The sequence below is a fragment of the Arthrobacter sp. TJ-266 genome (assembly GCF_058269115.1).
This window is the reverse complement of record NZ_JBZCNC010000001.1, coordinates 116,142-140,886: the sequence shown is the minus strand read 5'-3', so window position 1 is coordinate 140,886 and position 24,745 is coordinate 116,142. Positions and strand designations below refer to the sequence as shown.

Sequence of the window (24,745 nt, the reverse complement as noted above, 5' to 3'; positions counted from 1 at the left end):
GGTCTCGGTGTGTCGGTGCTGGGTGCCCGGGCGGGTCAGGCGCTGAGGCGTTTCTCCGGGTTGGGTGCGGCCTCCGCGAGGAGCCGCGTGTACTCGTGCTGGGGGTTCAGGATCACGTCGTCGGCCGGTCCGCGCTCCACGATCTCCCCCTTGTACATCACCAGGATGTCGTCGGAGAAGTGGCGGGCGGTCGCGAGGTCGTGCGTGATGTAGAAGACCCCGAGGTTCTCCTCGCGCTGCAGGTCGGCCAGCAGGTTGAGCACGCCGAGGCGGATCGAGACGTCGAGCATCGAGACGGGTTCGTCCGCCACGAGGATCTTCGGCTCGGGTGCCAGCGCACGGGCGATCGCGATGCGCTGACGCTGGCCGCCGGAGAGTTCGTGCGGCTTGCGCTCGGCCATGTCCGGGTCGAGCCGCACGCGTTCCAGCAGCGCGGTGACACCGGCCAGGACCTCCTCGCGGCCCGTGGCCTTGCCGTGCAGGATCAGCGGCCGCCCGATGTGGTGGGCGATCGAGTGGTACGGGTTCAGGGAGGCGAACGGGTCCTGGAACACCATCTGCACGTCGCTGCGGTACTGGCGGAGGCCCGCCCCGCGGCGTCGCACCGGCTCGCCGTCGAGCATGATGCTGCCCGACGTCGGCTTCTCCAGCTGCATGAGCAGCTTCGCGAGCGTCGACTTCCCGCTGCCGCTCTGGCCCACGAGGGCCACGGTGCGGCCGCTCTCGATCGAGAAGCTGACGTTGTTCACGGCCTTCAGGACGCTGGACCTCATGCCCTCGCGGAGCTTGTACTCCTTGACGAGGTCCTGGACGGCGAGGGTGCTCATGGGCGGTCTCCGTTCTGGGTCCGGGAGCCGCCGCGGATGAAGTCGCCGCGCGCTCCCGTGAGGCTGGGGAAGGACGCCAGCAGGCGCTTCGTGTACTCGTGCTGCGGGTTGGTGTACAGCTCCACGGCGTCGCCGAGCTCCACGATCTCGCCCTCGCGCATCACCGCGATGCGGTCGCTGATCTCGAGCAGCAGCGGGAGGTCGTGGGTGATGAAGACGGCAGCGAACCCGAGGTCCGCGCGCAGCCGCGTGATCTCCCGGAGGATCTCCCGCTGCACCACGACGTCGAGGGCCGTGGTGGGCTCGTCCATGATCATGACCTGAGGGTCCAGCGCCATGGCCATGGCGATCATGACGCGCTGCCGCATGCCGCCGGAGAGCTCGTGCGGGTAGGAGCGCAGCCGCCCGCGGTCCACACCCACGCGCTCGAGGAGGTCGCCGCACTTCGCTCGGCGTTCCTTCTTCGACAGGTCCGGGCGGTGGGTGGAGAAGATGTCCTCCATCTGCCGCTGGATGGTGATGACGGGGTTGAGCGAGTTCATGGCGCCCTGGAACACCATGGCGATCTTGTCCCAGCGGAAGGCCCGCAGCTCCTCGCCGCTGAGCTCGTTGAGGTCGATCGAGTAGCCCTCGCGGGAGTGGAAGTGCGCGCTCCCGCCGGTGATCACGGCCGGCGGCTTGAGCAGCCGGTTGATACCGTAGGCGAGCGTCGACTTGCCGCACCCGCTCTCGCCGGCGAGTCCGAGGATCTCGCCGCGCCCGAGGGAGAGGGTCACGTTCTTCACGGCCTTCACCACGCGCTCACCCTTGTACTCGACGCTGAAGTCGTCGATGGTCAGCACGGGGTGCTCGCGCGCCTGGGCGGCGCGCTGTCCGCGCTCGTCGCGGTCGGGGCGCGCGACGTCGTCGTGCCCTGCTGTGGAGGACGCGCGCCCCTCCGCGCGATCACCGAGGTCCTCGATGCCGACGGCGTGGGCACCGCGGTCCGCGCCGCTCACAGGGCATCGTCCTTCGTGGCCGCACGGAGCTCGGCCTTGCTGATCTTCCACGAACGCCGCGCGGCGCGGGTCTGGGAGCGCAGCTTCGGGTTGATGATCTCGTCGATCGAGAAGTTGATGAGCGCCAGTGCCGCGCCGAACAGGGCGATCATGAGTCCCGGCGGCACGAACCACCACCAGGCACCCAGCCGGAGTGCGAGGCCGTTCTGTGCGTAGTAGAGCATGGTGCCCCAGGTGAAGGAATCCGCGGCGCCGAGGCCGAGGAAGGAGAGCCCCGCCTCGCCGAGGATGGCGAAGATGATGGCGAAGACCACCTGCGAGGCGAGCAGCGGGATCAGGTTCGGGAGGATCTCGACGCCCAGGATGCGCCAGGACTTCTCACCGGAGACCCGCGCCGCGGCCACGTAGTCGCGGTTGCGCACGCTCAGGGTGAAGCCGCGCAGCACGCGGGCGGAGCCTGCCCAGCCCGTGAGCGCCAGCACCACGGAGACCAGAAGGATGCTCTTCTCGGGCACGTAGCTGGAGATGATGATGACCAGCGGCAGCCCGGGGATCACGAGCATCACGTTGCTGAACAGCGAGAAGGACTCGTCGAGCCAGCCGCCGAAGTAGGCGCCGATGATGCCGAAGAAGGCCGAGAGGAAGAGTGTCAGCACGCCCACGATCAGGCCGACCGTGAGGGAGCCGCGCGTGGCGTGGGCCAGCTGCGCGAAGACGTCCTGTCCGGTCTGGGTGGTGCCGAGGAGGTAGCCGTCCGCGGGGCCGGCGAGCCCCACGTTGTTGACCTCCGACGGATCTCCGACGAGGAACGGGGCGACGATCCCGAAGAGGGTGATGCCGCCGGCGATCGCGAGGCCGATCGCGAGCTTCGGCGTCATGGGGGGCAGGGAGCGCTTCGGCCGGGTGGACCGGGCGCTCGCCGCGGCGATCCCCGGATCCTGGGTGGTGGTTGTCATGGCGATCCTAGGTTCGGGCCCGGGTGCGGGGATCGATGAACGAGTAGAGGAGGTCGACGATCAGGTTGGCCCCGAGGACGGACAGCGTGATCACGAGGAACAGGCCCTGCATGAGCGAGTAGTCGTTGCTGCCGACGGCGTTGAGCAGGGCCGAGCCGATGCCCGGGTAGGAGAACACCGCTTCGGTGACGATGGAACCGGCCACCACGAAACCGAGCGAGATCGCGAAACCCGCCACGGACGGCAGGACGGCGTTGCGCGCGGCGTAGGTGGTCATGATGCGGCGCGGGCGGAGACCCTTGGCCTCGGCGGTGAGGATGTAGTCCTCGGAGAGCGTGGACACCATCATGTTGCGCATGCCGAGCATCCAGCCGCCCACCGAGGAGATCACGATGGTGAGCGCGGGCAGCGTGCCGTAGTAGACGACGCTGCCGATGAACGCGAGGTTCCAGCCCGGGCGCACCTCGTAGACGTTGTACCCGCCGTTGAGCGGGAAGAGGTCCCACATGCCGCCGAGGACGAACAGCAGGATCAGCGCGAGCCAGAAGTAGGGCACGGACTGCAGCATGGTGGTCACGGGGATCAGGTTGTCCAGCCACGAGCCGCGTTTCCAGCCCGCGAGCATGCCGAGCGCCACGCCGAGCACGAAGGAGATGACCGTGGCGATGCCGATCAGCCCGATGGTCCACGGCAGGGTCTGGCCGATGATGTCGGTGACGGAGGCCGGGAAGAAGGCCACCGAGGTACCGAGGTCGAGGGTGACGAGCTTCCCGAGGTACTGCCAGTACTGCACGAGGAGCGGGGCGTCGGTGTTGGTCCCGAGGAGCAGCTCCACCGCCTCGCGAGCCTCGGGCGTCACGGGACCGCGCTGGGCGAGCTTGGCGAGCATGATGTCCACCGGGTTGCCCGGCAGGAGGCGGGGGAGGAAGAAGTTGACCGTCAGGGCGGCCCAGAAGGCCACGAGGTAGAACCCGAGCTTCTGAAGGATGTATTTCATGGGGAGGGACTTTCCACGGCTGGTCGGGTACGGGCCGGCCGTCGGGCGGGAGTCCCTGGGGACACCCCACTCGACGGCCGGCGCCGGCCTGGAGGACTGTTACTCGGCAGGCGTGATGCTCTTCAGCACGATCCCGTTGTCCCAGGCCTTCCAGGTGGCCGCGAGGGCGTAGGGGTCCTCGTTGGTGGGCCAGCCGGTGGCGCGCTCCGTGTTGAACTCGGTGAGCAGGGAGTTCACGTAGATGGGGATGTACGGCATGTCCCGGACGATCTCCTCCTGGATGATCCCGTACTGCTCCTTCTGCACCGCTTCGTCGTTCGTGGAGCGTGCGGCCGCCAGGGCCTCGTCCACCACCGGGTTGGTGTAGCGCGCGGTGTTGTTGTTCAGCGCGGACTCACCCACCGGCGTCGTGTTCGCCGAGTTGTACCACTTCTCGTACGCGTAGTACGGGTTGTTGGAGGGCTGCAGGCCGATCGACTCCAGCGTGAGCTGGTACTGGCCGATGTTGAGGTTGTTCACCCACTCGTTGTAGGTGATGGCCGTGGGGTTGAGCTCGATCCCCACCTCGCGGAGCTGCTGCGACATGGCGTCGTTCAGCGAGATGAAGTCGCTGTACCCGGTGACCGTCTGGATGCTGAGCGTGAGGCGCTCGCCGTCCTTCTCGCGGATGCCGTCACTGCCCTCGGTCCAGCCGGCCTCCTCGAGGATCTGCCGGGCTTCCTCGACGTTCGCGGTGGCCGGGGTCTCGGCGTTCTCGGGATCGGCGATCCAATCGGCGTCGCGCTCCGGGAGCACGAGCGTGGGCGATGCCGTTCCGGCGAAGCCGCCGCCGGCCAGCGCGTTCAGCTGCTCGCGGTCGATGCCCTGGTAGATCGCCTGGCGGACGGCCGGGTCCGTCTGCGGGCCCTCGCAACCGAGTTCCTCGTTGGAGCAGGTGAAGATCGAGGCAGTCAGGGCCGGGGTGTTGACGTAGGAGAGGCTCTCGTTGTCGGCGAGGATCTGCTCCAGGCCGGGGAGGAACGAGCTCATCCAGTCCACCTCGCCCGCGAGGAGGGCGCCGGTCGCGGCGTCGGCCGTGTCGAGGGAGATGTACCGGACCTCGTCGATGGCGGGCTTCCCCTCCTCCCAGTAGAGGTCGTTCTTCTCGAGGAGGTAGCTCTGCGCCGTGAAGTCGGCGACCTTGAACGGGCCCGTGCCCACGGGGTTCGAGTTGATCTCCGTGATGGGGTCCGCCACGTTCTCCCAGATGTGTGCCGGGACGATCCCGCGGTTGCCGAGCACGCTCGGCTCCTGCATGAAGGAGTTCTCCTCGAAGGTCAACACCACCGTGGTGTCGTCGGTGGCCACGGCCGTGGCGGCGAGGCCGGTGGTGTTCAGCTCCGGGGTCTCGTTCACGAGGTTGAAGGTGAAGGCGACGTCGTTCGCCGTGAACGGCTCGCCGTCGGACCACTGGACACCGGCGCGGGTCTTGATGGTCAGTTCCGTGCCGTCCTCGTTCCAGCTGAACGACTCGGCCAGGAGGGGCGTGGGCGGCTCGTCGGAGGCCGCGTTGTACCAGAACAGCGGCTCGAAGATGACGCCCAGCGTGGGCTGGAGCGCCGTCGAGGAGAAGGGGTTGAAGTTCTCGGAGATGGTGCCGGTCGCTCCGTTGAAGACGCTGATCGCGGTGCTCTCCGAGCCACCGTTCTCGTTCGCCGCTCCCCCGCCGCCACCGGCACAGCCGCTGAGGGTGAGGGTTGCGACGCCGAGCATCGCCGCGGCGGCCAGGCCCAGTCGCCTGCGGCCCGAGAGTGTTGAGGACATCTTTGTACCTTTCATCTGTGGCGGCGACAATGCCGCGGACAGGCCGACCGGATGGACCGGGACGAACCGTTGACTACTTTCTTAGGCCACTTTATTATCTAAGTCAAGTAAGTCTGTGACCTATGTCTCACGCTCTGAACCAGCCGGAATGCCTTCAAGGGAGAACAGCATGCTTGGTCGTACTCAGCACTCGCGCACAGGACGAACGGTCGCCGCACTCGGGGCCGTGGCAGCACTCGCCGCAGGGCTGCTCTCCGCCGCTCCGGCCTCCGCGGCACCACCGTCGCCCGACGTGCAGCGGAGTGGCCCACCCGTGGCGGTGGATCTCGCGGACGGGAAGGCGACACCGGAGACCCGCTCACTGTTCGCGTACCTGCAGTCGGTCCGCGGCAACGGGATCCTCTTCGGTCACCAGCACACCACCGACTACGCGGTGACGGATCCCGCCCCGAACGGGCTCGCCTCCGACGTCAAGAACGGCGTGGGTGACTTCCCCGCCATCTTCGGGTGGGACTCGCTGATCCTCACCGGGGACGAGCGGCCCGGCATCTCCGGGGCGACGCTGGACCAGAACGTCGACGTGCTGGTGGACGGCATCAAGAAGGCGGACGCCCTCGGCGGCATCAACACCATCAGCTCGCACTTCCCGAACTTCGCCACCGGTGGGCGCTACAACGACACCGGCGGCAACGCCGTGCGGCAGATCCTGCCCGGCGGTCCGAACAATGCCGCGTTCCTCGAATACCTCGACGCGTTCGCGGACGTCGCCGAGGAATCGGTGGACGAGGACGGCAAGCGGATCCCGATCATCTTCCGGCCGTGGCACGAGAACAACGGCGGGTGGTTCTGGTGGGGCGCCGGCCACACTACCAGCGCCGAGTACCAGGAGATCTTCCGCTACACGGTCGAGTACCTGCGGGACGTCAAGGGCGTCCACAACTTCCTCTACGCCTACTCCCCCAACGGGACCTTCGGCGGCACCACCGAGACCTACCTGAAGACGTACCCCGGCGACGACTACGTGGACATCCTCGGGTACGACCTCTACGACGGCACGAACGGCAGCCAGCAGTGGCTCGACTCCCTCGTGGCCGACACCGCGATGATCTCGCGCATGGCGGACGAGAAGCGCAAGGTCTCGGCGCTCACCGAGTTCGGCATGAGCGGGGCCCTGAAGCCCAACGGCCAGAACCCCGACCTCGCCTGGTACACGAGCATCCTGAACGCCCTGCGCAGCAACCCCGATTCCGCGAAGACGGCCTACGCGCAGACCTGGGCGAACTTCGGGTTGGAGCAGTACTTCGTGCCCTACCCCGCCTTCGGAACCACCCCCGAGCATGAGCTCATGCCCGATTTCCGCGCATTCCACGCCGACCCGGCGAGCTACTTCGCCGGTGATCTGACGAACGTGTACGAGCGCCGCACCCTGCCCGTCCAGCAGAAGGCGACGGTGCACATCGTCACCCCCACGGACCGCCAGCGTGTCACCGGCCCGACGACGACGGTCCGCGTCAGCGCGGCGGGCGTCAGGAACCCGCAGGCCACCTTCTCGGTGGACGGCGGCCCGGCACAGGCCCTCACCCTCGACGCCGCAGGGTACCTCTCCGGCTCGTACACCGTGCCCAACGGCAACCAGGAGTCACGGACCGGCGTGCTCCGCGTCACCGTCACGGAGGGCAACGGCAAGGGCAACAAGGCCACCTTCACCGATGAGGCGCTGCTGCTCCTCGGCCCCGCACCCGTTGCCGTACCCGGGGTCGTCGACACGTTCGAGGGCTACTCGGGCGACGACGTCACACTCGACGAGGTGTACACGAGCGCCGGCGTCAACGCCATCGCCCACTCCGCCGAGAACAAGGCAGGGGGAAGCTACGGACTCTCCTACAGCTACGACTTCGCGTCGCAGAACTACACGGGGATCGGCCGCACGGTCGATCAGGACTGGTCCGGCTTCACCTCGCTGAACGCCTGGATGCTGCCCGACGACTCGGGCACCGGCGCCACGCTGCAGGTCGTGGCCGACGGCGTCTACTTCGAGTACAACGTACCGCTCTCGGGTACCGCACCGCTGCAGGTCTCGGCGCCGTTCTCCGAGTTCAAGCCGGCCTCGTGGGACACCGCGAACGCGGGCGCCGTGCTCGACGCCGGGAAGCTGGCGAACGTCACCCAGTTCAGCCTCTACCTCGGACAGGGCCAGAACGGCGTCCAGCAGGGCACCATCTACGTGGATGACATCATCGCCAGGTAGAGCACGCAGCACACGAGGGACCGGCGACGGCGGCCATCGACCGTCATCGCCGGTCCCTCCTCTGTGCTGCCGGTGTGGCTTGTCGGTGCTGTCCCGGCGCCCTACATTGAGCCCATGAGCCACACCGACGCCTCTCGCCCCGGCCCCGCGCAGCCCCCCGCAGCCGGCGCGTCGGTCTCGTCGCCGACCTCGCAGCCGGCGTCTTCGCCGGTGTCTTCGCCGGTGTCTTCGCCGGTGTCTTCGCCGGGCTCGGCGGCGGGCTCGGCGGCGGGCTTGGACGCGGGCTCGGCGGCGGCGGAGGACGCGGCGGCACGGGGCCTCGCCGTCGAGCTCGTGAGCCGCGACGGCGAAACCGATTTCGGCGACCTCGCGGCGGCGCAGGGGCTCTCGGAGGACGACGGCGTGAAGACCCTCGTCGTCAAGATCAGCGGTGGCACCCCGGTCTTCGTCCTGATCCCCGGCACGAGACGCCTGGACTGGGCGAAGCTGCGCGCCCTCCTCGCCGTGAACAAGGCCTCCCTCGTGACACCCGAGGCCGCGCTCGAACTGACCGGGTACCAGCCCGGCACCATCACGCCTCTCGGCAGCCGCACGGCGCTGCCCGTCTACGCCGATGAGCGGATCACTGGCCGGGTGGGTATGGGATCGGGTGCGCTCGACACGCTGCTCTTCACGGACGCCGAGGCCCTCCTCGCCTCCCTCGGCGCGGTCGTCGGGGACGTCACCTCCGCCGTGACGCGGTGAACCGGATCCTCAGTCCAGAACCCGGGCGTAGCAGACGGAGTGGTCCTCGCCCGCGTACAGGCCGAAGTTATCGATCCGCCGGTACCCCTCACGCTCGTAGAAGCGCATGGCATCGGGCTGCTCCGTCCCGGTCTCGAGCAGCAGCTCCCGGCAGCCCCGGGCGCGCGCCTCGTCCTCCAGATCACGCAGCACCGCCGTGGCGACGCCCTGGCCGCGCAGCTCCGGCCGCACGTACATCCGCTTGATCTCGAACCCGCCCTCACCGAGCGGACGCAGACCGCCACAGCCCACGGCCTCGCCGTCGGCCGTGCGTGCGACCACGAAGTAGGGCACGTTGTCCGCGGTGGGCGGCTCGCCCGGTTCGTGGTCCTCGCTCCCGTAGCGCACGTGCAGCTCCGCCTGCTGAGCGGTCCGGAGGAGCACGGCGTCGGGGGCGTCGTACGTGGTGCGATCGATCGTGAGGTGCACGGGTCTCCGTTCGGCGGCGGGTGTCAGCTCCATCCTTCAGGATCCGGACCCCCGCCTGCATCACCCGTCCGGCTCGGCCTGCAGGTGGACCAGCACCGCCTGCTCGGGACTGAGCACGCCACCGGCCTCGACGACGTCCGCAGGCTGTCGCTTTGGTGAGGCACGGGACGGTCAGGGTGTGCCTCGGGCCACGGGACCAAGCCCTTCAATGCGTGCACACCGGGGCGGGCGCCGCATGGTGATCGAGGTCCGCCTATCGCTGAAGGCCCATTGGTACTAAGTTCATCTACTGAAGATAGTGACCGATCAGAGGACATACCGTGCTGCAGGGAACCATCGTCTTCGCCGGTGACAGCGTGACGGATTGCGGCCGCCGCGAGGATCCCGAAGGGCTGGGTCACGGCTACGTGCGTCTCCTCGCCGGCAACGAGACGCTGGTCGGCGCCCGGGTCCGCAACGCGGGCGTCGGCGGGGATCGCCTGGCCGATCTCGGCGAGCGCTGGCACCAGGATGTCGTCGCCCTCGAGCCGGACCTGGTCACCGTGCTCATCGGCATCAATGACACCTGGCGCCTGTTCGACAGCGGACAGCACTCCGACCCGTCGGCGTTCGAGGATCGCTACCGCGGCCTGCTCGGCGCGTTGGGACCCGCCACGCGCATCGTCCTGATGGAGCCCTTCGTGCTGCCGATCGACTCAGGGCAGGAGGCCTGGCGCCCCGACGTGCAGACCCGGATCGACGCCGTCCACCGCCTCGCGGTCGAGTTCGGAGCAACGGTGGTGCCGACGGATCGCACACTCCGCGAGAGGGCCGCGACCCTCGGGGCAGAGGCACTCGCCGCCGACGGCGTGCACCCCACACCCCTGGGCCACCAGGAGATCGCCGACGCCTGGATCAGGGCCGTGGAGCGGTGACCGCGGCCGACGAGCGGAGGTCGACGGCCCAAAAGGTTAAGCCTTCAACTTCCCGAGGCCCTGAGCTACCATGGACCGTGATCGAAAAGACCCGCCGCCGCGAGTCTTCCCGAGGTAGAATCATCGACCTCATCCGCTCCTGGGGGCCGATCAGCCGGGTGGAGTTGGCCGAGAAGACCGGGCTCACCCAGGCCACCATCTCCACGCTCGTGAGAACCCTCCTGTCCGAGAACATCGTGGTGGAATCCGGCCGTGGTGAATCGACCGGCGGAAAACCCCGGATGTTCCTCGAACTGAACCCTGCATCGCGCCTCGGCCTCGGCGTGCACATCGGGCAGGACTACATCACGTACATCGTGGCCGACCTCCGCGGGCACGTGATGGCGCGGCGACGCGTCGAGGGCCCGGGAGACACCAGCCCCCTGACCGTGGTGAGCCGTATGACGCGTGACATCGACGCGCTCATCCTCGAGTCGGGCGTGGCACGGTCGAGCATCGTCGGGCTCGGCATCGCGGCGCCGGGTCCGCTCGACCGCGTGGCCGGCACCGTACGGTACGCGCCGTCCCTGGAGATCTGGAGCGACTTCCCCATCAGGCGGGCGCTCTCCTCCACCACCGGCTTCCACTGCGAGTTCGACAACGACGCGACCGCCGCGGCGATCGGCGAGTACTGGCTCGGCGCCACGGAGGGGTACTCCACCTATGCGTCGGTGTACATGGGCTCCGGCATCGGCTCCGGGATCGTCATGGACGGCACCATCTACCAGGGCGTCAGCTCGAACGTCGGGGAGATCGGTCATGTGAGCGTGGACGCCAGGGGGTTGCCCTGCCCGTGCGGGAACATCGGCTGCCTCGAGCTGTACGCGAGCCCGAAAGTGGTGGTGGCGCAGGCAGCCGCTGCCGTCGTAGCCGGGACGCTCGACCTCCCGCTCACAGGGGTGATCTCGGAGGACTTCGCGGCCATCGGTTCGGCAGCGACCGACGGCGACGAGACGGCGCTCCGCCTCATGCGGGAGTCTGCCGAGTACGTGGCCAGCGCGGTGATCTCCATGGTGAACCTCCTCGATCTCCAACTCATCGTCCTCGCCGGAAGCGCCTTCTCCACGGCCGGGAGCTTTTATGTGGACATCATCTCCAGTGCCCTGGCGGAGCGCGCACTGGCCCGCGCCATCCATCCGGTCGAGGTCCGGCTCTCGGTCAACGGGAACGACGCCGCGGCGCTCGGCGCCGCGACCCTGGTGCTGCAGGACAGGCTGTCCCCGCGCAGCCTCAGATCGGTCTCCTTCGCCTGAGGGACCTGATACGCCCGATGCGCGGCCGGCGACTCCGGAGCGGGTCAGAGCGCTATGAGGGCATCCACGATGTCGCACGTCTCGGTCCGCGTGGTGTAGTCCGCACGCACGTCCATGAGCCGGATGGTGCCGGTGGCGTCGCTGACGAGCACCGTGGGGAACGGGATGGTCGTGGTGCGGTCCATCGCAGCACCCACCACGTCCATCCCGAGCGCAGCCCGTGCGCTCATCGCCTCCTCGCTCGGAGTCATGACGATCCCCAGGCTGCGGGCGAGTGCGTTTCCCTCGTCGCAGTACAGGTCGAGCGTCACTCCCTCCGCCCGGGCGGAAGCGGCCGCCCTGTGCGGATCCTGCGGGCTGACCGCGAGGAGCCTCGTCCCGAGGGCGTCCACGACCGGTCGCAGCTCCCGCTGGTAGGTCCTCAGCGCGATGGTGCAGAACGGGCACCACGAGCCGCGGTAGAAGACGATCACGGCGGCGGCACCGACGAGCAGCGTGCTCAATCGCTCGGACGAGCCGTCCACGCCGCACAGCACGGCGTCCGGCAGTTTGTCACCGACCACCGCCGTGTCCCTCGGCACACCGGCACGCCGGAGGTCCTGCTGCTCGCGCTCGAACACCCTCGCGAGCTCGGGGCCGATGCGCGCGTTGAAGGTGGGTAGGAAGTTCTCGACCTGCGACGCGATCGTTGCCGTGAAGTCCGTCCTTCGCTTCATTCGCTCTCCTTAGGGCAGGCATCGACATGCCCGCACCCACACCCATTGTGGCGGAGGTCACCAACGATTCCCAGTAACGGCTCGCACGCGCCCGGTGTGGGATGCGCGAACAAAGGACCGCTTCACCCGCGCCACGGCACGTGTTCGGAAACCGACGGCTCAGCAGGAGCCCTCTGCGCTTAACCTGCGCGGATCCTTTGGCACACTTCAGCGGAAGTCCGCCCTACTGTGCTTCGTCCGGCGGCAGAATAGAACCAGACCGCTGACACCCCGGCAGATCCTTCAGCCCGGAGCAGGCGCTCGACGACAACGGCAAACCCGGCGTGAGCCGGGGACGCAAAGCCACGGGACCCACGCGGTCAGCCGGGCCACCGAAACCAGTGAGGTCACATGTCTCCCGCCCTTCGCTCCCCGTTCCCGGCATCACTTCCGAGCCCAGCTGTCCTCCGCCTCGTGATCATCGCGGTGACGAGCGTGCTCCTTCTCGTCGGTCTGACGCCGTCGTCCGCCGGTGCGGCCGCGACGATCAGCCTCAGCAGCGCGACGGGCGCGCCCGGAGCCGCCGTGACCGTGACGGGCGCGGGCTTCCCGAAGCGCGCGACGACGACCCTCACCGCGGGTTCAGCGACGGTCACCGTCACGACGACGTCCACCGGCGCCTTCCGCACCTCGATGGTCCCGGCGGGTTCCGGCGCCATCACGGTGACGGCGACCGCCGGCACGGTAGCGGCTCGCGCCACCTACACCGTCACGCCGGCGCCTACACCGGCCCCATCGCCCGTCGACCCGGCCGTGAACCCTACGAAGGGCATCCGGTTCGGCGTCGGCACCAACGGCGGCCCTGCGGCCGCAGCCGAACTCGACGAGGTGGCGCGCCTGGCCGGCGAGGCGCCCTCGATCGTGCTCTCCTACAAGGACTTCCGGCAGCCGGCCCCCATCGCGGAACTCGACGCCGTCCGCGCGCGTGGCGCGGAGACCCTCCTGACGTGGGAGCCCTGGGCCTGGGGTGGCGGCGTCGACCAGCCCGCCTACTCGCTCGACCGCATCACGGCGGGCGACTACGACGCCCACATCCGCGAGTGGGGCCTGGCACTCGGCGCCTGGGGCCAGCCCGTGTACCTGCGCTTCGCGCACGAGATGAACGGCGACTGGTACCCGTGGGCCGAGGGTGTCAACGGGAACGGCGCGGGCGACTACGTCGCGGCCTACCGCCACGTCCATGAGGTCATGGCCTCCACGGGTGCCTCGAACGTGCGCTGGGTCTGGAATCCGAACGTGCCCTACTGGGGTTCGACCCCCCTCGGCGGCCTCTACCCGGGCGCCGGGTACGTCGACGTCGTGGCCCTCGACGGCTACAACTGGGGGACCTCGCAGTCCTGGAGCGCATGGCAGGAGCCGGAGGCACTCTTCGGCGAGGGCATCGCGCAGCTGCGACAGCTGGCTCCCGGTAAGCCGATCGTCATCGCGGAGACCTCCGCGTCCGAGCTCGGCGGCTCGAAGGCAGGGTGGATCAGCAGCCTCTTCGGCTACCTGTCCGCCCAGCCGGACGTCGCCGCCCTCGTCTGGTTCCACATCGACAAGGAAGCGGACTGGCGCATCAACAGCTCCACGACGGCGTCCGATGCCTTCAGAGCGGGGCTCGCCGCACGTCGGTGACTCCGGTGCAGGTCGCTCCTGTAGGTGGCGCGTTCCGCAGGCGCGTCAAACTCACGAGGTGTCGTTTCTGCCGCATCAGGTCGAGACAGTAGTTAGCGTGCTTGAGGGTGTCCCGTTTAGGGCGCCATCACCGGGCTTTTTCTCGGGCGGGGCATATGGGAATCGCTCTGATCAGGCGTGAGTAAGTCAAGCTGTCAGTTCGCACGGTCGCCTGCACAGATGCTCAAGGTCGTCTGCACGGCCGCAGACCGACCGGCTTACGGGCGCCTCGGAATCCGGATCTAAGACTCGTTTACAACCGAGGCAATTTCGTCCGCGATTTCGGCGATCGTGTCCGTGGCTGTGTTTCGAGCGATCTTGTCCACAAGAGAAGGGGACTGCCTTGCGATCTCGTCTCGAGATACTTCGTGCCAAATCGGAAGCATGCGTTGATCGCCGTTGACGCTGAGCCCGATGATTCCATCGAGTTCGTACTGAGGCCAGCCCTTCGCGAAAAACGAACTCGACAGGATGACGATGCCGAAGGCGCTGTGGGCTAGTCCGTAGTCGATCTTTCTGCGTAGGCTGTCACCGATCCGCAACTCGGTCTTGTCGAGCCACACCTTAAGCCCACGTTCTCGCAACGCAATTGCAAGAGGTTCAGCAACGGAAGACTTGTCTTCACTCGCGTGGGAAATGAACACGTCCCACGTCTCACCGTCTTCGTTCGGAACAACGGGCGGACGTTCGTGTCGGATCCCTTGCAAGGACTGTTGCGACGCCGACTTCGCGACAGGTAACGCCGGGGGTTCAACGGCAACCGTTGAGCGCACACTCCCCGCTTTCAAACCCATCAGGTCAACGGTCAAGTACCAGCTTCCTGTGCGCGGGACCGTAATCCGGAAGGGAGAGGTCTTGACCAAGCCTCCAAAGAACTTGTGCGCTCTGCCGTTCTTGTATGAATTGAAGTTCGAGCTGTCCATCAGGCGCACATTGGCGGCTTTGGTCAGTGTCACGACCACGGTCGCCCCCTTGTCGAGGCGGTTCCAGTGATACTTCGTAAACGGCAAGCCTGCCATTTCGCCCTACCTCCCCGACCTTGTGTGGCCGTATTGTTCACCCTGGCCCGCTAGGACCTTATCGAACCACACGCCCCGGACACGCTGGCTTCTCGGAGCCTATTAGGCTTAGCAGCTCCCGCGTTGCAACACATGAGGATGCCGACCTCACCGACGATCTCGACAATCAAATCCCCAGAAGCCCGAATCAGGGTTGTCATGATTGAACGTGCCCCTCGGCGTCTGAACCAGAATCGGTCAAGGATCCTTTAGTGGTCATCCGGTAGGACGGCGCGGCCAGTCTCGTACTCGAGGAAACCGTCCTCCTGAAGCTGCGACGGCCGACCAGCAACTCCCTGAGCGAGATCCGCAGGGCAGGAGAACGCGATGAGGCTCGGAGACATGACGTCAACCAGACACCCCTGTTCCGCCAGCTCCGACGATAAGCCGTGCCAAGCATTTGGGAGATCCGAGGTAATGAGAACCCGGAATGTTGAAGCACCAGATTTCTGCGCGATACCTACCGCGACGTAGGGCCCCTCTGCTGACCGAATCCCTTTGACCAGGTCCCCGAAATTCACGTCGTAGAGGTACATGGGCACGGCGACAATTGTCAGTTCGTCGTCACTTTCGGGATGCGCGAGGAGTCCCTCCCACGCTTCCTCCGTGTCTTGATCAGGAGGCAAAGCGAACCAGACTGTTTCTGTTGGGCCTGCAGCAGCGGGTACCGGCTCCAGGGCCCCTTCCACCCAGTGAGTGACGAGGGAAGGGTGTTGTATGTACCTCGGCGTGAGCTGACACTAACCGCTACGAAAGTGGTGTCCTGCTGCAGGATCCTTGATCGGCACAAATTAAGTATCGTCTGTGATGATCCATCGGGACGTGTTCTTAGAGCGAAAGAGACCATACCAGTGAAGGAATTTTCCCCAGTTGCATTCGTGCGGAAACTCAGGATGAAACGTGCGGTAAGAGTCTTCTTCGTTTTTTCGATTATGACCGTTTTGGCGCGCCCGTCGTAGTTGGGCTTCTCGGCCACAATACAGGGATGCCAATCGGGCTGATCGTTGTATTTTTGATGACGCGTATAGTGATCTATGCACGGTCGGACCCGGTCTACGCACGAACGACATGAAATCGCTTGCAATTCCCGTAAGGAATCAGGGATTGCCCCGCCTGCTGACATGATGACCATTGATCTCGGGCGGTGACCCTGCGGTCACTGCAGAGCGGAGAAGAACGGCACAAGCACCGCGATGCAGAACAGTAGGGCAGCAATAGCGGCACCGAGTCTCATCTGCGTCCTGCGGAGAACGTCCCCTCCACTCAGCTCTACGCGCTCTTTCCGCCGGGATTCCCAGTCGAGCACCTCACGCTCATACGGGGTACCCCCGACCACTCCGGATCGGAGAAGTGCGAACCGCTCGGAGGTGTCCCACTCGTCGCTGCTGCGTCGGTCGCCAAACGGCGGCAGGGTCCAGTTTGTTCGCAGGCCTTGGAGCAAAGCCAGGACTGCTTCCATCGGTTTGTTCTCAAGAAAATTGCGTTGTGTCCAAGCCACTTTTGCGCGTTCCAAAGGGAACCCAAGTTCCACCTCGTCTCCTTCGCGTCGCACCACAAACGCCACCCGGGGTGGTGATCCGGCGGCGCCTCGGGGCGCCGTCAACTTTGCGACATGCACCCAGTGGAAGGATGCGACCACTTTGGGCCTCGGGCCACGCCCGAGGAAAGTAACGCCGTCGCGTTCAGCCATGACCGTGAAAAGCCGTGGGAGACCGGCTTGCTTCAGCCCGGCGACCTCCGGCCGGACCTTCTGCAAGGCAGCCAGGAACGTGGCGTCGCGCCGGCCCTGTAGCACGGTGTAGTGATTAAGCTCTGCGGCAGTCTGGAAGAAGCCATTTTCACGAGCGTCAAGGAAAGAACACATTGTCGCAGCGAGAAGTGCGCCCAGCACGGCTTCTAGCAGAAGGAGCCGGACCGACAGATCCTGGGCCGCTATCTGGAGGAACAGCCAGTACCCCAGCATCGCGACGCTCGCACAGGCGGCGGCGAAAGTTGCCCTCTTCTCACGGAGGCGAAACGTCCAGGTTCGGCGGACCAGGCGTTGCTCGTTCGCTTCGCCGGCGGTACGCGGCTCACCGTTCCGCCGCAGTACCTGGAACTTCATCCGTGCTGTATCGTCGCGGCCTGCTTCGTCCGGGGGAAGCGGAACTTTACCGCTGCTTTCCGCCCCCCAGGACGAGTAGGCGCTGCTCAATTCCGGTAACAGTGCCCGCAACTTCTCCAGCTCGAGGAGGAGCCGTTCGTAATCGATCTTTGTAGGCGAGATCCCGAAACGCTCCAGCCGACCCCGGGAACCCGCCGTAGAAAGCTTCCCAGGTCCGGGCTGTGACTTGAGCAGGTACCGCGCAAAGCTGGTTGTCATGAAATGGCAATTGTCGAGTGCGTCGGCGTAGAGGTCCATCCCCTCCGGCCCTCGGACACCGGCAAGAACCACAGAAGTCCGTTCGAACTGCACTGTGGCAAAGGACGCCGCCACATCGAGCAGCAGAAAGATGTTGGATGCCCCATATCTGGCGCATCCGGTTTCTGCGAGGCTGCCGTGCTCCGGAAGGTCAAGCGCCTTCTTGACGCTCTGAACGACCCGGGTGAACATAGTGCCCCCGTGGGCGCGTTCTATGTCGCGGAACACCAGAAGATCCAATATGTCGGCTCTGATTCTCGTAACAGCTGTCGTCAGTGAATACTGCGATTTCCCGATAGATGCTGCGTATCGTTGGCCCAGGAACGCCGCGATTCCCGGGCTGTTGCGGCCGATGCCGGGATGAGTGATGACGCTGCTCTCGTTACCAAGTTCACGCTCGATTTCGCGGAGTACCCGGAGATCCAGCTCGTCAAGGAGGACGAGTGCGTGCTCAAGTTCCAGTGCGCCTTTGTCGCCGTCTCGTGCACTAGCCCGGACGGCGGCTGAAATCCGATTAACCGCTGCGGCTCGTTCAGCCCGCTCTTCAACCTCCATGCGTGTCCCCCGTTAGTTTCAGACAAGACCCGACGATGACGCCATCGGCTTGATCCGACTACTGGCTGCTCCACCCTTATAGTTCCTTCGGAATATGTGGAGAAGCCGCTCATTACCCCGAAGGTCGCACGGCAAGCTTCTATTGTGCCTCAGAGGTAGCACTTCTTAGCTTGGTCCCGGGTACTTGCCGGGATATTCGTCATACCGGCCATTCCCTGCCCCGGTCTTTAGCCTTCAGCGCGAGTGAGACTGGATGTTTGTTGAGGGATCGGCGTCCGGTCGGCATGAGGGGGTCAGGCAGCTTCACCTGCAGCAATGACGTAGGAAGCGACTTCAACAGACGTCGGTCAAGAGGTTGACGACGATCAGTAGTGGCACCTCGAACGCGGCCTGGCACCGGCTCCGGTCGGGAGCACGGCGACGAAGGGGGACTCCGCCGCGGCGTTCTCCGCGCTCGCCCCGCTCAGGGGCTGGCAGCGTGGACACCACCAGGTCCGACGACGGCCGGGATCGTTGGGCACCTCCGCGCGGACCGCGACCGTGGCGCCGCAGCGGAGGCATGGCTTCCCTGCCCTGCCGGCGACCCAGTGCTGCTCACCCTTGCGCGTGTTGCCCGTGGTCACCTGGTAAGCCGAGCGGTGCGTCGCGGAGAAACGCAGGCAGCGGGCGCCCAGGGTCACGAGGGCGTGGAGGTCCACCTCGGCGACCATGGTGTCCGGATGCACGCCGCGGAGGAAGCACAGCTCGTTGGCCCACAGGTTGCCGAACCCCGCGACATTCCGCTGGTCCAGGAGGGCGGCGGCGATGCGGCGTACGGGGTCCCCGGCCAACCGGCGCACGGCCTCCGGCGCGTCCCAGTCGTCCCGCAGTGGATCGGGGCCGAGGTGCCCCACGACGTCGTCCTCGGCCTTCGTGGGGACGAGATCCACGACGGGGAGGTCCACGCCGTAGGCCGTGGGGCCGCCCTCGGTGGCGAGGAGTACGCGGACGTCCGGCAGCAGCGTGCGAGGTAGCCGTTTGCCGGGCGCGGTGATGGTCCACGAGCCCTGCATCAGGAGGTGGGTGTGGAGCGTGAGCCCGGAGTCGAGGCGCATGAGCAGGTGCTTGCCGTGCGTCACGTGCTCGAGTACCCGCATGCCGTCGAGGGTGTCGGTGGCGTGAGCGGCCACCCGGAGATCACCCCGGCTGAGGAGGCGCCCGTCGAGGCCGGCGCGCATCCTGCGCGCGAGCCGGTAGACGCTGTCCCCCTCGGGCATCCGACCTCCCTGTCTCCTGCAGCTACGCGTTCACACCGTGTACGACTCACGCTAGCCGTCGCCACCGACACCTTCGTAGGCCGCATCCACCCGCCCCGCTATCCATTCGAGCCCCCGTTGTACAGCAGCGGAGTGGGGAGCCCTTCGCCCTCGCCCGGCACCCCCGGGTGGTCTACATTCGGGGAAACCCAGATGGAGGGAGAACAGCATGAAGAACAAACTCGTCTTCGGGGCAGGCCTCGCGGTCGGCTACGTGCTCGGCACCAGAGCGGGCAGGCAGAGCTACGAGCAGATCAGGACCAAGGCGCAGCAGCTGTGGAACAACCCGAAGGTGCAGGACACCGTCGCGTCCACCACGGGCACGCTCAAGAGCAAGGCGCCCGAGGTGCAGGAGAAGCTGCAGGGCGTCCTCAAGAAGGGCGGCGCCGGAGCAGCGGACGACGGCGCCAAGGCACCCCAGACGCCCGGAGCGGACGTCGGCGCGAGCGGTGACCTGCCCCTCGGCGTACCGCCGGTGGTCTCGGCCCTCGACGACGCCGGTTCCGGCACCTCGAGCAGCTCCGGCACCTCCGGCATTCCCGACGACGTCACGGACCTCGGGATGAACACGGGACCGACCGCAGGACTGGACAGCGCGTCCGACGGCGGGCTGGACGGCGGAGGAGACCACAGGGCCGCGAGCGGCATCACGCCCGGGACCCTCGGTCCCAGCGGAGGCGACCCCCTCGACATCGAGGAGACGCCGTTCCAGCAGCAGGACGAGGACACCCGGCCGGATCTCGGGAAGTAGAGGACCGCCCTGGGCGGCGCGCGCCGCGCAGGGGGTGCAGGCCGCAGGAGGGCTCCGGTCTCGACGGGGCCCTTCTGCCGTGCCCGAACCACACCCTCGGATCAACCGCACGGGCTACAGCCGACTAACTACTCGGCCTCCCGATCGACCGGGGCCCCCGGCTGCCCGACTACCCGTCAGACCTCCCGGGTTGGCTGCCCGGCCGTCACACGCCCTGTTCCACCGGCCGCCTCACCTCGAGGCAGGCGTCGCACTCCTCCCGCACCAGGATCGCGTTGATGGCGACGGCCACCCGGTAGGCGTCCCCCGCCGCCGGGAGGAGCTGAGCCGCCGGGTCGGCGAGGTTACCCACAGCCCACACGCGTGCCACCGAGGTGCGGCCCAGGTGGTCGGTCTCGAGGCAGCCGTCGTCCCGCCGGTCGCAATCGAGGGCGTCGATCAGCGGCGACCCCACATCCGCACCAGGTTCGCAGAAGAGGGCGGAGCAGGGGATCACCGAGCCGTCGTCGAGCCGGACCGCCTGCAGCGCACGCGGCACCCCGGGAGCATCGGACGAATCATCGGCGTCGCCCGCGTCCGGCCTCGCCTCCGAATCCGCCGACGCCAGCTCGAAGCCGGCCACCATCCCCTCGACGATGCGTACGCCGCGGCTGCGGAGTCGGTCCGCGTCGTCATCGGACACCGGACCGAGCAGGTGGGGGAAGAACGTGACGTCGTCGGACCACTGCCGCAGCAGCACCGCCTGGTCCACCGACGCCTCGGACGAGCCGAGGACACCGAGCGTGCCGTCCCGCACTTCCCAGCCGTGGCAGTAGGGGCACTGGAGGAGTCCGCGCCCCCAGGCCTCGCGGGCACCGGGGACATCCGGGAGGACGTCCCGGAGACCCGTCGCCAGGAGGACCTGGCGGGCCGGGACTGAGCGGCCGTCGTCAAGCTCCACCGAGCAGCCGTCGTCGGACGGGGTCACCTGCCGCGCGGACCCGTCGAGGAAGGTGACCGCGTAGGGCGCGAGGTCCTGCCGTCCGAGCTCCACCAGCTCGGCGGGCGGCGTGCCGTCGCGGGTCAGGTAGCCGTAGGCGGCGTGAGCGGGCTCGTTGCGTGGCGCACCGGCGTCGATCACCGCGACCGCCCGTCGGGCACGCCCGAGCACCAGCGCGGCGGTGAGGCCGGCGACCCCGCCGCCCACGATCACGACGTCGTACGTCCCCTGCGTCTCCATGCAACCATCCGACCACGCGCACCCGGGCCCGCGGCGTCGCAGATTCTGCTTGCGGTCAGGCCTCCGGGGGTGCGATGCCGACCTCGCGGCCGAGCGCGCGCACGAGGGACGCGAAGCGCTCGCTCCCGGCGAGATCCTCCACCAGCACCGCCTTGCCGTCCTCATCTGCGAGGGGGATGCGCCAGTTCGGGTACTCGTCATTGGTGCCGGGCTGGTTCTGCGTGCGGCGCTCGCCCACAGCGTCCGCGAGCGCGACGCCGAGCAGCACCGAGGGCGTCTGAGCGATGAACCGGTGCAGGCCCTCGACGGTCTCCTGCACTCCCGCCTCACCCTCGGCGAGGAGCCCGCGTTCGCGCAGCAGCGTGAGGAACTTCTCCTGCACTGCCCTGTCCTCGGCCTGCTCCTCCTCCACCGGTCGGCTCAGGAGGCCCAGCCGCTCGCGGAGCTTCACGTGCTCCCCCGCGAGGTAGCCGGCGCTCGGTGGGAGGTCGTGCACGGTCACCGTGGTGAGGCAGCCCCGACGGTAGCTCTCGGGCGGCAGCGGGCCGTCGTCGTCCTGCTCGAACCAGAGGATGGAGGTTCCGAGAATGCCGCGCTCCGCCAGGTACTCCTGGACGCCCGGCTCGAAGACGCCGAGGTCCTCGCCGACCACCACGGCGCCGGCACGCTCCGCCTCGAGGGCGAGGATGCCGATCAGTGCCCGGTGGTCGTAGTAGACGTAGGCGCCCGCCCCGGGAGCCTGGCCCTGGGGGATCCACCACAGCCGGAAGAGCCCGAGGATGTGGTCCACCCGGATGCCCCCGGCGTGGCGGAGGATGTTCCGCAGCATGTCGCGGAACGCGGCGTACCCCGACTCCGCGAGGCGCTCGGGGTGCCACGGTGGCTGGCTCCAGTCCTGGCCGTGCTGGTTGAACATGTCCGGGGGTGCGCCCACGCTGATACCGCTCGCCAGGACGTCCTGCAGCGCCCACGCGTCCGCGCCGCTCGGGTGCACACCCACCGCGAGGTCGTGCATGACGCCGATGCCCATGCCCGCACCGGTGGCCTCGAGCTGCGCCTCCTGGAGCTGCTCGTCGACGAGCCACTGCACCCACTCGTGGAACTCGATCCGCGCCGCGTGCTGGTCGGCGAAGGTGCGGGCGGCGTCCGAGCCGGGGCGGCCGACGTCGTCCCACTCCGGCGAGCCCGGCGCGAGGGTCTCCGCGAGCGCGGACCAGAGGGCGAAATCGGCGAGGCCCTGGCCCTGGTGGGCCCGGTAGTCGTCGAAGGCGTGCTGGCGCTGCTCGGGGCGCGGGACGGCGAAGATCAGCTCGAGGGCCTCCAGCTTCGCGGCGTAGCTCGTGTCGCGGTCAAGCAGGTCGATGCTCGTGTTGGCGGTCGCAAAGCCCGCGGCGAGCTCGTGCACGCGGGCCCTGCCGGCGTCGTCGAGCCGCGCGAATTCGGGGATGTCCTCGATCCGCAGGTACAGCGGGTGGAAGTAGCGGCGCGTGGTCGGCAGGTAGGGCGAGGGCTCCACCGGCGGGGTGGGTTCGGCGGCGTGGAGCGGGTTGACCAGAACGAACCGGGCGCCGTGCTGTGCCGCGGCCTGGGCGATACCGCCGAGGTCCGCGAGGTCCCCGATACCCCAGGACGACGACGACCGCGCCGAGTACAGCTGCGCCATCAGCCCCCAGGTGCGGCTCTCCATGAGCGCGGCCGTGGTGCTCAGCGCGTCCGGCGTCACCACGAAGGAGCAGGAGGTCTCCTGCCCGTCCACCGTGGCGTGCAGCGTGTGCCAGCCCAGCGGCAGGTCGTGGGGCAGCCGGCCCTCGCGGCGCTCCATGGTGCGGCCGTCCACCTCCCGGGAGCGGACGGCGTCGCCCACCGTCCCGGTGAAACGCACGCCGTCCTCGTCCACGAGCCACAACTCCGCCTCCGCCCCTGCGGGGGCGTGGAGGGTGATGTGGTCGGCGTCGCTGCGGCGTACGACGACGACGCTCGGCAGGACCTCCCGCCACGGCCCCGCGTCCACGTCCTCCAGCGCTGCGGCGATGGCATCCTCCGAGGAGGCGTCGACGCCGAGCGCGCCGAGGACGGTGACGAGGGTCTCGGGTAACACCGTGGCCGGCTCGCCGTCCCAGCCCTTGAAGGTGGTGCCCACGCGGTGCGCTTCGGCGAGCTGCTCGAGCGGTGTCGGGGTTCTCGGGGCTGCTTCTTCGTGCTGTGTCGTGTCGGCCATGCCTTCAATCTAGGCATGCATCAGGGGGTGCTGCATCCGCAGATGCCCGCCACCGGCGATTTGACGGGGCCGCCGGGGCACCGCGGACGGCTCGCAGCCCGGTGATCGACCGGCAACCGGACCCTCGGTCACCTCACTGCTGGCCGGCGCGCCGGCCGCGGTGGCACTGTGGCGCCCATGGCCTATTTCCTCGAATACGTGGTCCCTGCTGAGAGTGGCGGGGCCGAGGTACCGCTCGACGACGACGGCGACGGCGTCACGATCCCGCTCGGCGAGAACGCGGAGCGGGTGGTGCACCTGGATGCCCTACCGGCGCGCAGCCGTATCGCTGCGGACACGATCGAGGACGCGCGCGCCGAGGCGGAGCAGCTCCTCCTGCACAGCAAGGCGGACTCCGGCGAGCTCTTCGAGGATCCGGAGGACTCCCTCGAGGCCGGCTCAGGGCGGCGCGTGGGTGCGTTCCGCGAGGGCACGGGGTGGGACGAGGGCTGAGGCCCTACCCGCCGTTCTCCGCGGACGGGGCGGTCCCGACGTGTCAGGCAGGCAGGTCGTGTCCACGGACGTAGTCGCGGTGCATCTCGGTCTGCGACAGCGCGGAGAGCAGCTGGAAGCCGTGGAGGCCCTCCCACCCGGCCGTCCACGTGAGGTGTGAGGCGATCTCCCAGACCGTGGGCTCGGTCCCGTCGGCGTCGGCCCGCGCCAGCGCCGCTGCGACCTCGCGGGTCCTCGTCAGGTGGTGCGCGGCGCACTCCGAGGCGCGCTCGGAGAGGCCGCGGAAACGGAAACCGTGTCCCGGCAGCGCCTCGTACTCGGGGTAGCGCTTCACGGCGTCGATGGAGGTGAGGTAGTCGGCGAGCGCGTTCGACGACGTCGCTCCCCCGAGTCCCAGCCCCGCCACGACGTTCGGCAGGACGTGATCACCGGTGAGGAGCAGGCGGCGATCGTCGTCGCGCAGGCAGATGTGCCCGGCCGTGTGACCGGGCGTCGCCATGACGGTCAGTGTGAAGCCGGGGATGTCGAGGGTCTCGCCGTCGGACAGTCCCTGATCGACGGCGAGGGAGAGGCTGGGCGGCGAGCGGTCGAGGTGCTGTGCCAGCTCGTCGTGACGCTCATCCGGAACGCCCCACCCGGCGACCCGCCGCCGAGCGGCGCCGACGTCGAGTACCCGGTCGCGGTGGCTCTCGAGCGTGCGCCGCTCGATGTGGTGCAGCGCGAGCGGCGCGCCCGTGGCCTTGCGGAGCCGGGCAGCCATGCCCACGTGGTCCGGGTGCAGGTGCGTGCCGGTGATCCCCTGGACCTCCGCCCTCGGCGCGATGCTCTCCAGTGCGCCTGTCAGGCGCGCCCAGTTCTCGTCGGAGTCCCACCCCGGATCGACCACGTGTACGCCGCCGGGTCCCACGAGTAGATAGCCGAGGGAGTAGGCGAGGTGGCCGCCCGGCATCGGCTGCGCGAGCGCCCAGACGTCGTCGCGCACCTGCTCGAGGGGCGGGAGCTCGCCGCTCTCGAGGGCCTGCTGCTGGTGCGTGCTCGAATTCTCCATGCGTCCTCCGGGGTCCGCTCCATTGAACCAGTGCGGCGGTGGTTCACCGG

General features: G+C 68.0%; 21 protein-coding genes and 1 riboswitch. Of the genes, 7 read left to right on the top strand and 14 right to left on the bottom strand.

Going from position 1 to position 24,745, the window contains the following annotated elements; all coding sequences use genetic code 11:
• Window positions 1-35 precede the first annotated feature (35 nt).
• The 5 genes from AC4D12_RS00755 to AC4D12_RS00735 all read right to left on the bottom strand — a co-directional run bounded on the left by AC4D12_RS00755 (window position 36) and on the right by AC4D12_RS00735 (window position 5,581).
• Window positions 36-827 (bottom strand): ABC transporter ATP-binding protein, encoded by a 792-nt coding sequence (locus tag AC4D12_RS00755; RefSeq protein ID WP_490947877.1) that lies wholly within the window; start codon window positions 825-827, stop codon window positions 36-38.
• Complete coding sequence (locus tag AC4D12_RS00750; RefSeq protein ID WP_490948752.1) at window positions 824-1,669, bottom strand: ABC transporter ATP-binding protein; 846 nt, start codon at window positions 1,667-1,669, stop codon at window positions 824-826. Before AC4D12_RS00750 ends, AC4D12_RS00755 begins: the two co-directional genes overlap by 4 nt.
• A 152-nt stretch (window positions 1,670-1,821) precedes the next feature.
• The gene (locus tag AC4D12_RS00745) at window positions 1,822-2,781 is read right to left on the bottom strand and encodes an ABC transporter permease (protein ID WP_490947876.1); all 960 of its coding nucleotides are present in this window, start codon (window positions 2,779-2,781) and stop codon (window positions 1,822-1,824) included.
• 7 nt (window positions 2,782-2,788) lie between these two features.
• Entirely contained in the window at window positions 2,789-3,778 is a 990-nt protein-coding gene (locus tag AC4D12_RS00740) for an ABC transporter permease (RefSeq protein ID WP_490947875.1), read from the bottom strand.
• Between the two features lie 99 nt (window positions 3,779-3,877).
• On the bottom strand, window positions 3,878-5,581 hold the full coding sequence (locus AC4D12_RS00735) for an ABC transporter substrate-binding protein (RefSeq protein WP_490947874.1): 1,704 nt from the start codon (window positions 5,579-5,581) through the stop codon (window positions 3,878-3,880).
• A 169-nt stretch (window positions 5,582-5,750) separates the two neighbouring features.
• Here AC4D12_RS00735 and AC4D12_RS00730 point away from each other — a divergent pair, with 169 nt between their 5' ends.
• Together AC4D12_RS00730 and AC4D12_RS00725 are read left to right on the top strand one after the other, a co-directional pair.
• Window positions 5,751-7,829 carry a glycosyl hydrolase gene (locus AC4D12_RS00730; protein WP_490947873.1) on the top strand — a complete coding sequence of 693 codons (2,079 nt, stop codon included), beginning with the start codon at window positions 5,751-5,753 and terminating at the stop codon, window positions 7,827-7,829.
• A 234-nt stretch (window positions 7,830-8,063) separates the two neighbouring features.
• Window positions 8,064-8,573, top strand: a complete 510-nt coding sequence (locus tag AC4D12_RS00725; RefSeq protein ID WP_490947872.1) for an aminoacyl-tRNA deacylase — start codon at window positions 8,064-8,066, stop codon at window positions 8,571-8,573.
• 9 nt (window positions 8,574-8,582) lie between these two features.
• Here the strand turns inward: AC4D12_RS00725 and AC4D12_RS00720 are convergent, their stop codons facing one another.
• Window positions 8,583-9,041: a GNAT family N-acetyltransferase gene (locus AC4D12_RS00720; RefSeq protein WP_490947871.1), complete on the bottom strand. Its 459-nt coding sequence runs from the start codon at window positions 9,039-9,041 to the stop codon at window positions 8,583-8,585.
• A 320-nt stretch (window positions 9,042-9,361) separates the two neighbouring features.
• On the opposite strand from AC4D12_RS00720, the gene AC4D12_RS00715 reads away from it, so the two are divergent.
• Together AC4D12_RS00715 and AC4D12_RS00710 are read left to right on the top strand one after the other, a co-directional pair.
• The gene (locus AC4D12_RS00715; RefSeq protein ID WP_490947870.1) at window positions 9,362-9,955 is read left to right on the top strand and encodes an SGNH/GDSL hydrolase family protein; all 594 of its coding nucleotides are present in this window, start codon (window positions 9,362-9,364) and stop codon (window positions 9,953-9,955) included.
• A 77-nt stretch (window positions 9,956-10,032) separates the two neighbouring features.
• A complete protein-coding gene (locus tag AC4D12_RS00710; protein ID WP_490947869.1) occupies window positions 10,033-11,247 on the top strand; it encodes an ROK family transcriptional regulator in 1,215 nt (404 codons plus the stop codon).
• A gap of 44 nt (window positions 11,248-11,291) precedes the next feature.
• Here AC4D12_RS00710 and AC4D12_RS00705 read toward each other — a convergent pair whose 3' ends face one another.
• Entirely contained in the window at window positions 11,292-11,963 is a 672-nt protein-coding gene (locus AC4D12_RS00705) for a peroxiredoxin-like family protein (RefSeq protein ID WP_490947868.1), read from the bottom strand.
• Between the two features lie 301 nt (window positions 11,964-12,264).
• A riboswitch (cyclic di-GMP riboswitch) is annotated at window positions 12,265-12,339 on the top strand.
• A gap of 14 nt (window positions 12,340-12,353) precedes the next feature.
• On the opposite strand from AC4D12_RS00705, the gene AC4D12_RS00700 reads away from it, so the two are divergent.
• Window positions 12,354-13,619, top strand: a complete 1,266-nt coding sequence (locus AC4D12_RS00700; RefSeq protein WP_490947867.1) for a glycoside hydrolase family 26 protein — start codon at window positions 12,354-12,356, stop codon at window positions 13,617-13,619.
• Between the two features lie 281 nt (window positions 13,620-13,900).
• Here the strand turns inward: AC4D12_RS00700 and AC4D12_RS00695 are convergent, their stop codons facing one another.
• The 4 genes from AC4D12_RS00695 to AC4D12_RS00680 form a co-directional block, all read right to left on the bottom strand.
• Complete coding sequence (locus tag AC4D12_RS00695; protein ID WP_490947866.1) at window positions 13,901-14,677, bottom strand: DUF1883 domain-containing protein; 777 nt, start codon at window positions 14,675-14,677, stop codon at window positions 13,901-13,903.
• Window positions 14,678-14,925: 248 nt separating this feature from the next.
• Complete coding sequence (locus AC4D12_RS00690) at window positions 14,926-15,405, bottom strand: DUF4265 domain-containing protein (RefSeq protein ID WP_490947865.1); 480 nt, start codon at window positions 15,403-15,405, stop codon at window positions 14,926-14,928.
• Window positions 15,406-15,872: 467 nt separating this feature from the next.
• Complete coding sequence (locus tag AC4D12_RS00685; RefSeq protein WP_490947864.1) at window positions 15,873-17,672, bottom strand: hypothetical protein; 1,800 nt, start codon at window positions 17,670-17,672, stop codon at window positions 15,873-15,875.
• Window positions 17,673-18,037: 365 nt separating this feature from the next.
• A complete protein-coding gene (locus AC4D12_RS00680) occupies window positions 18,038-18,928 on the bottom strand; it encodes a DNA-formamidopyrimidine glycosylase family protein (protein ID WP_490947863.1) in 891 nt (296 codons plus the stop codon).
• A gap of 208 nt (window positions 18,929-19,136) precedes the next feature.
• Here AC4D12_RS00680 and AC4D12_RS00675 point away from each other — a divergent pair, with 208 nt between their 5' ends.
• On the top strand, window positions 19,137-19,718 hold the full coding sequence (locus AC4D12_RS00675; protein ID WP_490947862.1) for a hypothetical protein: 582 nt from the start codon (window positions 19,137-19,139) through the stop codon (window positions 19,716-19,718).
• A gap of 205 nt (window positions 19,719-19,923) precedes the next feature.
• Here the strand turns inward: AC4D12_RS00675 and AC4D12_RS00670 are convergent, their stop codons facing one another.
• A complete protein-coding gene (locus tag AC4D12_RS00670) occupies window positions 19,924-20,937 on the bottom strand; it encodes an NAD(P)/FAD-dependent oxidoreductase (RefSeq protein ID WP_490947861.1) in 1,014 nt (337 codons plus the stop codon).
• Window positions 20,938-20,992: 55 nt separating this feature from the next.
• On the bottom strand, window positions 20,993-23,155 hold the full coding sequence (gene malQ, locus AC4D12_RS00665) for a 4-alpha-glucanotransferase (protein ID WP_490947860.1): 2,163 nt from the start codon (window positions 23,153-23,155) through the stop codon (window positions 20,993-20,995).
• Window positions 23,156-23,332: 177 nt separating this feature from the next.
• Between malQ and AC4D12_RS00660 the strand changes: the two genes are divergently transcribed.
• The gene (locus AC4D12_RS00660) at window positions 23,333-23,647 is read left to right on the top strand and encodes a hypothetical protein (protein ID WP_490947859.1); all 315 of its coding nucleotides are present in this window, start codon (window positions 23,333-23,335) and stop codon (window positions 23,645-23,647) included.
• Between the two features lie 43 nt (window positions 23,648-23,690).
• Here the strand turns inward: AC4D12_RS00660 and AC4D12_RS00655 are convergent, their stop codons facing one another.
• The gene (locus AC4D12_RS00655; RefSeq protein WP_490947858.1) at window positions 23,691-24,695 is read right to left on the bottom strand and encodes an MBL fold metallo-hydrolase; all 1,005 of its coding nucleotides are present in this window, start codon (window positions 24,693-24,695) and stop codon (window positions 23,691-23,693) included.
• Between the last annotated feature and the right edge of the window lie 50 nt (window positions 24,696-24,745).

Excerpts from the sequence above, each read along its gene's own strand:
- AC4D12_RS00675 (WP_490947862.1), top strand. The coding sequence starts at position 19,137 with ATGAAGAACAAACTCGTCTTCGGGGCAGGCCTCGCGGTCGGCTACGTG.
- AC4D12_RS00680 (WP_490947863.1), bottom strand. The coding sequence starts at position 18,928 with ATGCCCGAGGGGGACAGCGTCTACCGGCTCGCGCGCAGGATGCGCGCC.
- AC4D12_RS00660 (WP_490947859.1), top strand. The coding sequence starts at position 23,333 with ATGGCCTATTTCCTCGAATACGTGGTCCCTGCTGAGAGTGGCGGGGCC.
- AC4D12_RS00670 (WP_490947861.1), bottom strand. The coding sequence starts at position 20,937 with ATGGAGACGCAGGGGACGTACGACGTCGTGATCGTGGGCGGCGGGGTC.
- AC4D12_RS00755 (WP_490947877.1), bottom strand. The coding sequence starts at position 827 with ATGAGCACCCTCGCCGTCCAGGACCTCGTCAAGGAGTACAAGCTCCGC.
- AC4D12_RS00685 (WP_490947864.1), bottom strand. The coding sequence starts at position 17,672 with ATGGAGGTTGAAGAGCGGGCTGAACGAGCCGCAGCGGTTAATCGGATT.
- AC4D12_RS00705 (WP_490947868.1), bottom strand. The coding sequence starts at position 11,963 with ATGAAGCGAAGGACGGACTTCACGGCAACGATCGCGTCGCAGGTCGAG.
- AC4D12_RS00740 (WP_490947875.1), bottom strand. The coding sequence starts at position 3,778 with ATGAAATACATCCTTCAGAAGCTCGGGTTCTACCTCGTGGCCTTCTGG.
- AC4D12_RS00695 (WP_490947866.1), bottom strand. The coding sequence starts at position 14,677 with ATGGCAGGCTTGCCGTTTACGAAGTATCACTGGAACCGCCTCGACAAG.
- AC4D12_RS00655 (WP_490947858.1), bottom strand. The coding sequence starts at position 24,695 with ATGGAGAATTCGAGCACGCACCAGCAGCAGGCCCTCGAGAGCGGCGAG.
- AC4D12_RS00745 (WP_490947876.1), bottom strand. The coding sequence starts at position 2,781 with ATGACAACCACCACCCAGGATCCGGGGATCGCCGCGGCGAGCGCCCGG.
- AC4D12_RS00730 (WP_490947873.1), top strand. The coding sequence starts at position 5,751 with ATGCTTGGTCGTACTCAGCACTCGCGCACAGGACGAACGGTCGCCGCA.
- AC4D12_RS00735 (WP_490947874.1), bottom strand. The coding sequence starts at position 5,581 with ATGTCCTCAACACTCTCGGGCCGCAGGCGACTGGGCCTGGCCGCCGCG.
- malQ (WP_490947860.1), bottom strand. The coding sequence starts at position 23,155 with ATGGCCGACACGACACAGCACGAAGAAGCAGCCCCGAGAACCCCGACA.
- AC4D12_RS00700 (WP_490947867.1), top strand. The coding sequence starts at position 12,354 with ATGTCTCCCGCCCTTCGCTCCCCGTTCCCGGCATCACTTCCGAGCCCA.